Origin of the sequence: Janthinobacterium sp. SUN206, from assembly GCF_030587305.1 — a bacterium.
In the GTDB taxonomy this organism is placed as follows: domain Bacteria; phylum Pseudomonadota; class Gammaproteobacteria; order Burkholderiales; family Burkholderiaceae_D; genus Janthinobacterium; species Janthinobacterium kumbetense.
In genome coordinates this window covers 1-12,740 of record NZ_JAPWIB010000007.1, presented here as the reverse complement: position 1 = coordinate 12,740, position 12,740 = coordinate 1, and the positions used below count along the sequence as shown (strand labels likewise).

Genomic DNA, 12,740 nt, shown 5'->3' with positions numbered 1-12,740 from the left:
ACGACGTCCCATGATACTCAATGAAGAACAGACCATGATCCAGGAAGCGCTGCGCAGTTTTTCGCGCGAGCGCCTGGCGCCCAACGCGGCCCGCTGGGACAAGGAACATCATTTCCCGAAAGAAGAATTGCAGGAACTGGCCGCGCTGGGCGCCTTTGGCGTGGCCGTGCCGGAAGCGCTCGGTGGCGCCGGCCTCGACTATGTGTCCCTGGCCCTGGTGCTGGAAGAAATCGCCGCCGGCGATGGCGGCACTTCGACCATCATTTCCGTCAACAATTGCCCCGTGTGCAGTATCGCCATGATGTACGCCAACGATGCGCAAAAGGAACAATGGCTGCGCCCGCTGGCGCAAGGCACCATGCTGGGTGCGTTTTGCCTGACGGAACCACACACGGGCAGCGACGCGGCGGCCCTGCGCACGACGGCGACGCGCGACGGCAATGACTACGTGATCAACGGCACCAAGCAGTTCATTACCAGCGGCAAGTATGCAGACGTGGCCATCGTCATGGCCGTGACCGACAAGGCGGCGGGCAAGCGCGGCATCAGCGCCTTCTGGGTACCGACGAACACGCCCGGCTACATCGTGGCGGGACTGGAACAGAAGATGGGCCAGCATTCGTCGGACACGGCGCAAATCCTGTTCGAGAATTGCCGCATCCCGGCGGAAAATATGATCGGCGAAGAAGGGCAAGGCTACAAGATCGCCCTGTCCGGCCTGGAAGGCGGACGCATCGGCATCGCCTCGCAAGCCGTGGGCATGGCGCGCGCCGCGTACGAAGCGGCCCTGAGCTATGCGCGCGACCGTGAAAGCTTCGGCAAGCCCATCTATGAACACCAGGCCGTGCAATTCCGCCTGGCCGACATGGCGACGCAAATCGAAGCGGCGCGGCAACTCATACGCCACGCGGCGGCCATGAAGGATGCGGGATTGCCATGCCTGAAAGAAGCGGCCATGGCCAAGCTGTTTGCGTCGGAAATGGCGGAAAAAGTCTGCTCGGACGCCATCCAGGTGCACGGCGGCTACGGTTATGTATCCGACTTCCCCGTCGAGCGCATCTACCGCGACGTGCGCGTGTGCCAGATTTATGAGGGGACCAGCGATATCCAGAAGATTTTGATTGCGCGGGCTTTGTAAACCCCACGGCAAATGCTGGGGTCAGTCACTTCGTGATCGAAATACGCCCCATTGGGGCGTATTTCCCCGCCGGGTCTGACCCCGTACGACTGCCAACGATGGACGAAAAAAAAGCCTGCACATATGCAGGCTTTGTTCCAATGTATTACCAATGCTTTAATCGTGTCATGGACGCCAGTGCTATCTGCAAAGTGCCTCCTGATTTTCGGACTCCCATGCTATCTGCATGGTGACTCCAAGTGTAAATCGACCAACGTATCCGGAATTACAAAAATCCACTCTTTCGCACTGTCACGCCATCGACATTACACCTGTCGGTCGCCGCGCTGAGCCTGGATAGTGAGACTATTCGCAAGCGAATCTCAATCACTGAACGGAGTATAGCACAGACTTTTGTGCAATGCAACAACCATTTAAAATCAAGTCCTTATCAAGTCCTTAGCGCCAGCGGCTTGTCTTCCTCGCCGCCACGCGCCACCCTTTCGTACTCGGAAATCACTTGCGCGCCCAGCAGCAGCAAGGTGGCGCCGATTTCCAGGCTGAACATGACGACGATGGCCGTCGTCATCGAGCCATACACGATATTGACCTGCGACAAGGTGGAAAAATACCAGACCAGCACATGGCGCGCGATTTCCCACAGCAGGGCCGCCGTCACGCCGCCGATCAGCGCATGCGTGATCGACAGCCGTCCGACGGGCATGACCAGGTAGATCGAGCTGAGCACGAGGATTTCACCCGCCAGCCCCAGCAAATACAGCAACACGCCGGACACGCCTTCCAGGCCCCAGTCGTGGCGCAAAAAGCGCACGCTTTCCTCGCTCATCACCTGCAAGCTGCCCGCTACCAGGGTGATCAGCAAGATGCCCACGCCCAGGCACAGGATGTAGCAGTACGGCAATACGGCGGAAATGAGGAAATGGCGGCGGCGGATGGCCACGCGGTGAATGAAAATCACGCTCATGGCGTTTTCCAGCACGGTAAACGCCAGCGAACTGAAAAACAGCATGGTCAGCAGCAAGAGCCAGCCGATCACGCCCCGATTGTCGAGGAAATGCGCCACTTCCGCCACGATGGCCTTCGATTGCCCGGGCACCAGCCATTCCAGGTAATGGCCGATTGTTTGCAGCAATTCATCCTGCGCGATCACGTGCGACAGGGCCACCACCACCAGCATCAGCAAAGGCACGATGGACAGCAGCGAGTAATACGCGACGGCGCCCGCCAGCAGCAAGCCCTGGTTGGCGCGAAAGCCCTTCAGCACCTGCAGCACGAAGGCCAGCGGGTGGCTCAAAATGTAGGCGCTGGCGCGGCGGTTGATCATGAGCAAACCGTTCAAGGATGCCGGCATGGCCCGATGCCTTGCCGCACATGCCCCTAGCATACTGACTATCCCCGTACTGTGCCGTGCGCGAACGAACAGACTAGCTCACGGCGGCTTCCAGCAAGGTCAAGGTTTGCCGATCCGCATCCAGGGTGGCGAGGATGCCCATCGGTATCGTAAACTGGTGGCGGATGTGGCCAAACGAATAGCCGCTGACGGCCGGCACGCGCAAGGGCTGCAAATGCTGGTCCAGGGTGGCATCGAGGGTCAGCGCCGTATCGCCCTCGGCCGCCTCGCAATGCTCGAAGATGCCCAGCATCAATGCCGCCGCCTTGTTGAAGCCCACGGACAGGTCGAGCTGGCACAGCATGCGGTCAATGCGGTACGGCACTTCATTGATTTCTTCGAGAAAAAGGATGTGTTCACGGAAATCGGCCGCATACGGCGTGCCGGCCAGCGCGCTGACCATGCACAGGTTGCCGCCCGTCAAGCGCCCCGTGGCCTGGCCGCCGTGCACGGTGCGGATGGCGAAATTCGGCTGCGTCTGCGCGCGGCGGTGATTGTCCAGCGCCATGGGGATCGTGTAATTATCTTGCGGCGTCATCAGCACATTGCGCAGCTGCGTCACCGTGTAATCGGACAACGTCGATGACGCCACGGGGCCGTGGAACGTCACCAGGCCCGTCTGGCGGCCGATGGCCAGGTGCAGGGCCGTGATGTCGGAATAGCCGATCAGCACTTTCGGGTTGCGCTGGATCAAGCCATAGTCGAGCAGCGCCAGCAGCGAAATGCAGCCGGAGCCGCCGCGGATGGCCCAGATCGCCTTGACGTCCGGGTCGCGGAACGCGGCGTGCAAGTCGTCCAGGCGCTGCTGCACCGTGCCCGCATAGTTGCCGTGCACGGCGCGGATGTTCGCGCCCAGGCTGGCGCGCAGTCCCAGCGATTCGATATTGCGCTGGGCCTTGGCGATGGACTCCTCATCCGTAAAACCGCCCGGTGCGATGATGGCGACCAGGTCGCCGTCGCACAGGCGCGCCGGTTTGATCAATGCGTGTTGCTGTTGCATGCGTTTTCCCTTCCCTTGCGCGGCGGCCGCCCATGCCGGTGTGCCTGCCGCCCCGAGGGTGGCGGCCAGCAAGCCGCCGAAGTGGCGCCGGCTGAGATTGGTCTGACTGGACATGCGGCCCTTTCCTGGAATAAAAAACGGCGACGCCAGGCGCCGCCGCACGAGGTTAGCATGCCGGCGGGATCGCCGCCGGCATGGTTGCCTTACATGAACTTGTACTTCAGCTGGAACGACAGCGAACGGCCGCGCGGGTCGGCCACGCGCGGGTCCCAGCCGGCGCCCACCACGTCATCCACGTTGTGTGCGGTGAATGGCGGATCGCGGTCGAACAAGTTCTGGATACCCACTGTGATGGTGGTATTTTTGAAGCCCGTGTACGTGCCCGACAAGCTGTACGTGGTGTAACTGGACACATCGGATTTGAAGCCCGGTGGCGGCGTACCCTTGCCGCCATTCGGCACCTGGTCCTTGTAGCCGGAAGCAAAACTCTGCACGAGCAAGCCGCTCCAGTCGCCGCGCGATACGCTGAAGCTGGCATTGTGTTTCCAGCGCAAGTACAAATCACGCGTGTAGAAGTTGCCAACCAGCTCCTTGTATTCTTGCCCCTTGTATTCGGCAAACTTGAAGCTGTCCATATACGTGCCGTCCAGGGTTGCCGTCCATTTCACGTCCTGGACCTTGCCTTCGCCGCGCAAGCTCACGTCCAGGCCGCGTACGCGGCTGCCACCTGCATTGAACCAGCCCGCCTGCACGTAATCGATGGTGCCATCGGGTTTGCGGAAGATGTACTGGTTCAGCGCCTGGTAATTGGCCAGCACGACTTGCGGCGTGCGTTTCAGGAGCTGGTCCTGGGTATTGATGGCCCAGTAATCGAACGAGGCGGAGTAACCCTTCACCGGTTCGATGACGATACCGACGCTGCCCTGCTTCGACGTCTCCGGCTTCAGGTTCAGGTTGCCGCCCGTCGTGTAAATGAGGCGGGGAATGGAACAGTATTCGGTCACGCCGGGATGCTTGATACAGCCTTCCGGATCTTTCACACCATTCGGCAATTCCTGCGTCAATACACCTGAATAGAGCTGGTCGAAACTCGGTGCCAGGAATCCCTTGCTGGCCGAGGCGCGGAACAGGACGAAGTCGGCTGGCTGGTAACGCAAGGCAATCTTGGGATTCGTGGTGGCGCCCACCTGGCTGTAATCGTCACGACGCACGGCCAGCTGCATTTCCAGGTCTTTCATGACCGGCACCAGCAACTCGGCATACACGGCCTTGACGTTGCGGCTGACATCCTTCAAGGCGGCATTTCCTGGCGCCAATAGAATCAGGTTGGCATCGACATCCTGTTCAAAACTGTAGCCCTCGCGGCGCAAATCAAAGCCGGCCGCCATTGCCACGGCACCAGCCGGCAGCTGGAACAGCTCGCCGGAAACGGAACCATCGATCTGCGTCAGGGTCGTCTTGCCATGTTGGAAGGCGCCACGGAACTTGGTCGACTCGATCAATTGCTTGGCCGCTTCCGTCTGGCTTTGGCCCGCGCCCACCCAGGGATTGATGATCCCTGTCCCCAAGGCCGCATATAACTTATCCGTGTAGGAATAGCCATCCGTCAGCTTGGTCTTGGTGGTGCTCTGTGCGTAGGACACGCCGGTCTTGTAATCCCACTTGCCGAAGTTGCCTTCAAAACCCAGCAGCACGCGCGCATTGTCGGTGGTGTTTTCCTGCGTGCGGTTACCGATCTCATTGGCGCGCCATTTGTAGGCAATCGGCTTGGTATTGTCGAACGTGGGAATATAGGCCGACAAATCCTGGTAATACGCGCCGCCCACCGGATACACGCCCTTGTTGGCGATGCTCGTCTGCACCTGCATCGGCGTCAGGATCGCCGTGGCCTTGGTGCGCGATCCGAGCACTTCGACAAACATGCGGTGGTCGGGCGCCAGCTGGACAGTTCCACGCGACAGGAAATTGACCCGTTCCACAGGGAATTGCAGCACATAGTCGGCGCCGTAGTCATACGCACAGGAATGCGTGGTGCTGAGTGGTGAGGTCACGTCTTTCCACAGTTGCGTCTGGTACTGCGACATGCCGGCGATGCTGTCGCACTTGCCCTGGAAGCTCAGGGGATTGGCTTGCAGATACACCGTCGGGTCGCCAGGCAAGGTGTAACCGCCAATAAACGTCCCTGGTTTTTTCGGATCAGGATTGGGGATTTGCAGTGCCGTGCCCGGCCCCGACATCTGGTTGGCGAATGGCGTGCCCGTGGTATCGGGCGACAGGCCACGGCCCGGCTGGAAGCCGCTGACGAAGGAACGGTCGCTGCCATTCAGGCGCTGCGCCTTGTCGACGGTCAGGCTGGCCATGATGTTGTAGCGGTCCTCTTCCAGCGAGCCCGTGCCGGCCAGCAGCGAAGCGCGGCGCGTGGCGCCGCCGCCTGCCTGCGTATCGTTGGTGGAAACGGACGCTTCCACGCCGCTGTAATTGGTTTTCAGAATGAAATTGATCACGCCGCCGATGGCGTCCGTGCCGTAGATGGCCGAGGCGCCATCCTTGAGGATTTCCACGCGTGAAATCGCCCCCAGTGGGATCGAATTCAAGTCGACGGCACGGCCACTGGCACCATGCGTGGCCACGCGGCGGCCATTCAGCAGTACCAAGGTCGCGCCCGGTCCCAGCCCGCGCAGCGAGGCGAACGAGGCGCCACCGGCAAGACGGTCGGCGTCGGCGCCGAACACGTTATTGCCCGAAGTCATGTTCTCGGCACCCGTGCCATTCGCCGACAGGGTGCGCACCAGTTGCTCGGCCGTCGTGATGCCCTGTTTTTCCATCTGCTCAAAGCTGATGACTTGCACCGGCAGCGCGCCTTCCTTGGCCACCCGCTTGATGCTGCTGCCTGTCACTTCGACCCGTTGCATTGCTGGCGCCGCCGCTTCCTGTGCCATCACCGGTCCCACCACCCCCATCAATGCCACCAATTGCGCTAGCTTCTTCAATCTCACGGGTCTCTCCTTTATTTGGGCAATCGAAACTTGAGTTCTCAAGTCAGGCTGTTTTTTTCACGTCGCAACGTCTGTCTCGCAGTACATTTTTTTATGACATTTGCGCATGACTTTATTTGTTTTCATTTTCAGAGTAGCGCGATGCATCCGGGCCCAGCCAATGAAAAATGCTTTCCTAACCATAACTTTTTGGAATGAATGCCCTTTTCAGCGACATGGTCACTTGCCTGCGGGGCTAGCCCTGGTTTTATCCACGTTCAGATAGCGCCAGGACGTGAATTCCACGGGGTGGCGCCTGTAGTTTTTTAGCCACGGTTGTTGCAGGTCGGCAGAGATGGGATGCGTCAGCAACACCCACGGCGTGTAAGCGTGGATCAGCTGAAACAGGTCGAAGTACAGACTGCGTCGGCGCGGCGTATCGGATAGCAGGCGCGCCTCCTCATAGCGTTTATTGTAATCGGGCAAGTTGAAGCGGGCATAGTTGGCGCGGCCAACGTTGCCGCCGTACAACAATTGCATAAAGTTATCGCCATCGGGGAAGTCGGCGATCCAGTTGGTCTCGAACATCTGCACCTTGCCCAGGCGCGAGGCCTTGATGATTTCCGTCTTCTTGTCGCTTTTAAACTCCACGCGCACGCCGATGGCGTTCAGGTTGCGGCGCCACAATTCATCGCGCAAGCGTCCCACCGTGCTCGGTTCCGTATGCATGGTCAAGACCAGGGGCGTGCCGTCCGGCTGGGTGCGGAAACCGTCGGCGCCCGCCTTGTAGCCGAAGCGGTCCAGCAAGGCGCGCGCCAGCGCGGGATCGTAGCCGACGGGGCTGCGGTACTGCTTGTCGTAGCCGAGCACATTCGGCGGCAGCGGCGACTGGGCCGACAAGGCCAGTCCTTTTTTCAGCAGCGCGATGTCTTCGCGGCCGTTGTAGCTGAGGGCGATGGCGCGCCGCAGGGCCAGCTTGTCCTTGCTCATGCCGCCCAGCACGGGGTCGTCCATGTTCATCCACATGTAATACGTTTGCAGCACGGGAAAGCGCGTCAGCTGCAAGCCCTTGGCGGCCAATGCCGGTTTCAGCGCGCCGTTTTCCAGCACCATGTCCGTCATCGATTCCGGCACTTGCTCCAGGTAATCGAATTCGCCCTTCAAAAAACCCAGCATGCGCGATTGATATTCCTCAACGATGCGCACCTCGATGCGCTCGACCAGCGGCAAGCGCTTGCCCTCCAGCGCGGTGGCGATGGCGCGCGCGTCCAGCGGCAAGGCGGCCAGCGCCTTGGCCTCCGTATGGAACACGGTGGCACGGAAAGTCGGATTGGCCTGCAGCACGATCTTGTCGCTGCGCTTCCACTCCTTCACGAGGAACGGCCCCGTGCCCACGGGGTGGTTGCCGATCTGCCCTGCCGCCGGGTACGCCTCGGCCACTTCGCGCGCCACCACGGCTGTCGCCGGCATGGCCAGGTAAAACAGGAAGTTCGGATCGACACCGTTCAAGCGGATGCGCAAGGTGTATTTGTCCAGCGCCTGCAAGCCGGCGATCGGCGTGTCGTAGCTGAATTTGGTTTTCAGGGCCGCATCGCCCACCAGCTTGTCTTCCAGCAAGAACAGCCACGGCGACTTCAGGCTGGGGTCATACAGGCGCGTCAGGCTGTACACATAATCCTGCGCCGTCACTTCGCGCGGCTGGCCCTTGAAAGCGGGATCTTGTGTAAAGAAGATGCCGGGCTGCAAGTGAAAGGTGTACGTACGCCCGCCATCTTCCACCGTCGGCATGGCGCGCGCCGTATTGCCCTGCAGTTGCACGGGGCGCGCCAGGTAGTCATAGCGCAGCAGCGGATCGAAGATGTTTTCCATCAAGTTCAGGCTGGCCAGGTCGGACGCCACGGCCGGGTCCAGGCCCGTCTCGCTGGTGCTCAAAAACAGGTGCAGGGTCTTGCCGGCGCGCGCTGCCGCGGCATCGGCGGCGGCATGAACGGGCGCGGTAAAGAGCGTCAACAGGGCCAGGCCGGCGGCGCAGGCGGTTTTGCGTAAAAACATCATCAGTGATCCAGTGCAGACAAGGTAACGAACAACGATTAGCGACGGGCATCCCCCACACTACGCGGGCAAGCTACGGGGCGCCAATGAAAACAGGCTGCCAGCTTATAACTTTTTGGCATGCGATTGCTGCATTCTTTCATCAACTCGTATCGGGCTGCCCCTATACTTTGTTTGCAGACATTTTTTACTCCCGACACACAGAACTGATCGCATATGGCACTTAATTACATCTGGTCCGGCTTTTTCCTCGTTGGCTTCCTGGCCGCAGTGCTGCAGTGGCTGTTTCTCGGCGATACCGATATCTTCAAGCGCATCATCGACGGCACCTTCGAGACGGCGCGCATGGGCGTGATGGATATCGCCCTGCCGCTGGCCGGCGTGATGACCTTGTGGCTCGGCATCATGAACATCGGCGAAAAAGCGGGCATCGTCGGCTGGCTGGCGAAAGTGATCGCACCCTTCTTTTCGCGCATCTTCCCGGAAATTCCGAAAGACCATCCGGCCACGGGCCACATGGTGATGAATTTCTCGGCCAACCTGCTGGGCCTGGACAATGCGGCCACGCCGTTCGGTTTAAAAGCCATGGAAAGCCTGCAAACCTTGAACCCGAACAAGGAAGAGGCGACGAATGCGCAAATCATGTTCCTGGTGCTGCACACCTCGGGGCTGACCCTGATTCCGCTGGCCATCATGGCGCAGCGCTCCATCCTCGGCGCGGCCGACCCGTCCGACATCTTTATCCCCTGCATGATCGCCACCTATGTGGCCACCATGGTCGGCATCATCACGGTATCCATCAAGCAACGCATCAACTTGCTCAACAGGGTCGTGCTGGGCTGGATGGGCGGCATGACGAGCGCCATCGTCGCCATGATCTGGTACTTCACGCAATACCTGACGAAACAGGAAATCGAGCTGGTCTCGAAGGTGGTCAGCAACCTGGTATTGATCAGCGTCATCGCCATCTTCATCATCGGCGCCCTGCGCAAGAAGGTGAACGTGTATGACGCGTTCATCGAAGGGGCGAAGGGCGGCATCCAGACGTCGATCACCGTGATTCCCTACCTGGTCGGCATGCTGGTGGCCATCAGCGTGATCCGCAATGCGGGCGTATTCAATTTCCTGATGAGCGGCATGAACTGGTTCTTCGCCAACCTGGGCATCAATACGGACTTCGTGCCCGCCTTGCCGACGGCCATGATGAAGCCGCTCAGCGGTTCCGGCTCGAAAGCCATGATGATCGACGCCATGAATACCTACGGCGTCGACTCGTTCGTCGGCCGCCTGGCCTGCGTCTTCCAGGGTTCGGCCGACACCACCTTCTATATCGTGGCCCTGTATTTCGGTTCCGTCGGCATCCGCAAGACGCGCTATGCGATCACGGCCGGCCTGATCGCCGATCTGGCTGGCGTGATCACGGCCGTCTTCGTTGCCTACGTCTTTTTCCACTAAGGAGCACCATGTTACGTCCTGTTCTGATGGCTGCGCTGTTGGCGGGTCTGGGCCTGTCGACCGCCCACGCGCAATTGCCCGAATCCGTCAGCCTGCTGCTGCGCAGCGCGAATATCCCGGAAGACGCCATGGGCGCCATCGTCTTGCGCGGCAACACCACCGTGCTGTCGCATGGGGCCGAGCGCAGCATGCAGCCCGCGTCCACCATGAAGCTGGTGACGACGGCCGTGGGCCTGGAGCAGCTCGGTCCCATCTTCCGCGGCCGCACGGAATTGCGCACCAGTGCCGACGTCATCAATGGCGTGCTGAAGGGCGACTTGATCCTGCGCGGCGGCGCCGACACGGATTTCAATGCGGACGTGCTCGCGCACATGCTGCAAACCCTGCGCAACCAGGGCATCGTCAAAATCAAGGGCGATTTGATTCTCGACCGCCAGTTGTTCCAGCCGGCCCGGCCCGACATCGGCGCCGCGCCCTTCGACGAGTCGGCCGAGTTCCGCTACAACGTCATCCCCGACGCCTTGCTTCTGAACACCAATCTGATCGATATCAACATCAGTGCGACGGAGCGGCAATTGAGCTTCCAGATGCAGCCGCCGCTCGAGAATGTCAGCATCACGAGCGACATGAAACTGGTCAAGGGCAGTTGCGCCAAATGGGAAGATGGCTGGCGCCCGCCCGAATACCGGCGCGATGCGAGCGGCAAGCTGCAGGTGATACTGCATGGCACCTTCCCGCAAAACTGCAGCAAGGCCACCAGCATCAATGTGCTCGATCGCAACGATTATGCGGACCGCTTGTTCCGCGCCACCTGGAAACGCCTCGGCGGCACGATTACGGGTACGGTGCGCGAAGCACCAGGCACGGGCTTGCCGCCGACGGCCGAACCGGTCGGCACGCGCATGCTGGCCGACCACGTGGCGCGCGCCTTGCCGGAAGTCTTGCGCGATATCAACAAGACCTCCGACAATACCCTGGCCCGCACCCTGTTCCTGAGCCTGGGCAGTTTGCAGAGCGATGGCTGGCTGGGCAGCCGCCCCGTCGCCATGGCGGCGCCGGAAGATACGGCCAGCCGGGCGCGGCAAGTCATCCAGGAATGGTTCCAGCGGCACCATATCGATACCCAGGGCATGCTGGTCGACAACGGTTCCGGCTTGTCGCGCACGGGACGCATTGCGCCTGCGCAAATGGCCGGCGTCTTGCAGGCGATGCAGCAAAGCCCGTGGGCGCCCGAGTTCCAGTCCAGCCTGCCCATCGTGGCGCTGGACGGCACCATGCGCAAGCGCCTGTTGAACAGCCCGGCCGCCGCGCGGGCCCGCATCAAGACGGGAACGTTAAAAAATGTCGTGGCCATCGCCGGCTACGTGCCCGACGCCAACAACCAGCAATGCGTGGTGGTCGCCATGATCAATAGCGACCTGGTGGGTAACGGCAATGGCCGCGCGGCCGTCGATGCGCTGATCGAGTGGGTCGCCAGGAGCGGCGCCACGCCGGCAGTCGCCGGACAATAAGGTTCCAGGCCGGAGTAGCGGGCTAGTTGCGCGACGTGCGTGCTTCGCTGGCAAAAGCCAGGCGCAGCACGTACGCGGCGACGGCGCCGATCAGCAAGACGGTCACCAGCGAACCTTCAACGCCGAAGGCGCCGCCGGTCAGCACGGCATTGCCAGCCAGTTCGCCGCGCAGCAGACCATCCGTGGCCGCATGGCCCGATACGGTCGAGGAGAATACCTGGCCGACGCAATAATTCCAGCCGACGTGCGTGCCGATACACACCCACAGCCGGCGCGTCTTCATATACAGCGCCGCCTGCAGCACGCCATACGCGACAAGCGCGATGATCGCCAGCAGCGAAAAGCCGGCATTGGGCAAATGGGCCAGGGCAAATACCAGGGATGAGATCACGATGGCAGCCTTGCTGCCCAGCGCACGCGCCGTCACGCCGAACAGGATGCCGCGAAACATCATCTCCTCGGCCATGCCAACCAGCACCAGTTCGGCCAGAGGGAACAGCAACAAGATGCTCAGGGCGTTGACGCCGCTAAACTGATACACGCCCAGCGCAGCCAGCACACCGAAGGTCAGGGCGACCAGTCCGGCGCCGAGCAGCAATCCGCGCCCCAGTTCCCCCGCCATGCCCGGTATCGCCAGTTCTGCCGGCTGGCGCTTTTCGATGTGGCGTACATAAAAACGGTAACCTAACCACACCAGTACCGCCGCCAGCAACTGCGGCCACAGGATGCGGTAAGGCTTTTCCACCAGCTGGGAAGCGAGACCCATCACCAGCGGTACCGCGGCAAAAGTGAGAACCATCCCCAGCACGATCTGCACCAGGGGATAGGCCATCAGGCGCGCCAGGGGGGATTTCTTCGTTGCCATGCTCAGGGTGCTGTCCATCATCGCTTTCCTCGTGGGTTGTCAGGGAGTGGCTGCTGCTTTCTTGTTTCATGTAGCGATAGTAGCAGCATTTATATAAGCACTTATATAAATATCGAAAGATGTTGTATTTTATGCACCCGTGGTGAATGAGCGAAAGCGGGAGGGGAAACGGCAAGGAAGCGCCAGACGAAAAAAAACCCGACCATTGCTGGTCGGGTTTTTCTCTTACTGCGAATAACAAGCCTGACGATAACCTACTTTCACACTGGTTGCAGCACTATCATCGGCGCAAAGTTGTTTCACGGTCCTGTTCGGGATGGGAAGGGGTGGGACCAACTTGCTATGGTCATCAGG

The 12,740-nt window shown here is 60.6% G+C and carries 8 protein-coding genes and 1 rRNA gene; 3 read left to right on the top strand and 6 right to left on the bottom strand.

The features are described from left to right. Positions 1–10: 10 nt before the first annotated feature. Positions 11–1,138, top strand: a complete 1,128-nt coding sequence (locus O3300_RS27315; protein ID WP_305054655.1) for an acyl-CoA dehydrogenase family protein — start codon at positions 11–13, stop codon at positions 1,136–1,138. A gap of 430 nt (positions 1,139–1,568) precedes the next feature. Here the strand turns inward: O3300_RS27315 and O3300_RS27310 are convergent, their stop codons facing one another. The 4 genes from O3300_RS27310 to O3300_RS27295 form a co-directional block, all read right to left on the bottom strand. Continuing rightward, a complete protein-coding gene (locus O3300_RS27310) occupies positions 1,569–2,489 on the bottom strand; it encodes a YihY/virulence factor BrkB family protein (RefSeq protein ID WP_305054654.1) in 921 nt (306 codons plus the stop codon). Between the two features lie 73 nt (positions 2,490–2,562). Next, positions 2,563–3,642, bottom strand: coding sequence for an LD-carboxypeptidase (locus O3300_RS27305; protein ID WP_305054653.1), 1,080 nt, complete (start codon positions 3,640–3,642; stop codon positions 2,563–2,565). An 89-nt stretch (positions 3,643–3,731) separates the two neighbouring features. Beyond that, a complete protein-coding gene (locus O3300_RS27300; RefSeq protein WP_305054652.1) occupies positions 3,732–6,524 on the bottom strand; it encodes a TonB-dependent receptor in 2,793 nt (930 codons plus the stop codon). Positions 6,525–6,743: 219 nt separating this feature from the next. Next, positions 6,744–8,555 (bottom strand): ABC transporter substrate-binding protein, encoded by a 1,812-nt coding sequence (locus O3300_RS27295; RefSeq protein ID WP_305054740.1) that lies wholly within the window; start codon positions 8,553–8,555, stop codon positions 6,744–6,746. Between the two features lie 216 nt (positions 8,556–8,771). Between O3300_RS27295 and O3300_RS27290 the strand changes: the two genes are divergently transcribed. Both O3300_RS27290 and dacB read left to right on the top strand, forming a co-directional pair. Then, positions 8,772–10,010 carry a nucleoside recognition domain-containing protein gene (locus tag O3300_RS27290; protein WP_034753725.1) on the top strand — a complete coding sequence of 413 codons (1,239 nt, stop codon included), beginning with the start codon at positions 8,772–8,774 and terminating at the stop codon, positions 10,008–10,010. 8 nt (positions 10,011–10,018) lie between these two features. After that, a complete protein-coding gene (gene dacB, locus O3300_RS27285) occupies positions 10,019–11,521 on the top strand; it encodes a D-alanyl-D-alanine carboxypeptidase/D-alanyl-D-alanine-endopeptidase (protein ID WP_099666054.1) in 1,503 nt (500 codons plus the stop codon). Between the two features lie 22 nt (positions 11,522–11,543). On the opposite strand, the gene O3300_RS27280 is transcribed toward dacB, so the two are convergent. Further along, a complete protein-coding gene (locus O3300_RS27280; RefSeq protein ID WP_305054651.1) occupies positions 11,544–12,407 on the bottom strand; it encodes a CPBP family intramembrane glutamic endopeptidase in 864 nt (287 codons plus the stop codon). A 220-nt stretch (positions 12,408–12,627) separates the two neighbouring features. Beyond that, positions 12,628–12,740: ribosomal RNA gene (rrf, locus tag O3300_RS27275) — 5S ribosomal RNA — on the bottom strand.